This window comes from Arenibacter lacus, assembly GCF_008711145.1.
Lineage (GTDB): Bacteria > Bacteroidota > Bacteroidia > Flavobacteriales > Flavobacteriaceae > Arenibacter > Arenibacter amylolyticus.
In genome coordinates this window covers 1-439 of record NZ_VVIN01000255.1, presented here as the reverse complement: position 1 = coordinate 439, position 439 = coordinate 1, and the positions used below count along the sequence as shown (strand labels likewise).

The 439-nt window shown below is 49.4% G+C and carries 1 protein-coding gene; it reads right to left on the bottom strand.

What is annotated here, in order from left to right; genetic code table 11:
* A partial coding sequence (locus F1E73_RS17765; RefSeq protein ID WP_191089079.1) for a hypothetical protein occupies positions 1-439 on the bottom strand: 439 nt, incomplete at both ends.

Sequence of the window (439 nt, the reverse complement as noted above, 5' to 3'; positions counted from 1 at the left end):
TCAGTAGATCGTACTCGTAAGTTCCAGATCCGCCGCCGGCAGTGATCGTGATCACCCCATCGTTTGCAGTACAGCTTGGTTGTGCCGTAGCTTCTGCAGCGACCGACAAAGGAGGAAGGATAACAATACTGTCCGTGGCAGTACATCCGTTCTTGTCCCTAACGGTCACCGTATAGGTTCCCGGAGCAGATACCGTAAAGGTATTATTGGTCTGGTACCCATTCCCTATATTGTATTCCAATGTACCAACCCCCGTACCGCTTGCGGTGAAAGTATAGGAGTTTCCAGTAGAGTCACACTGATCCGCCGCATAGGCTGGTAAAGTAACCGTTGGCATGGGATCTTCATCGATAACCACATCTATTTTATGGTCACAATCTAGGGCATCCTTCACCCAAACATCCCAATTTAGGTTGGTTGCCGGATCTAGGATCGCACT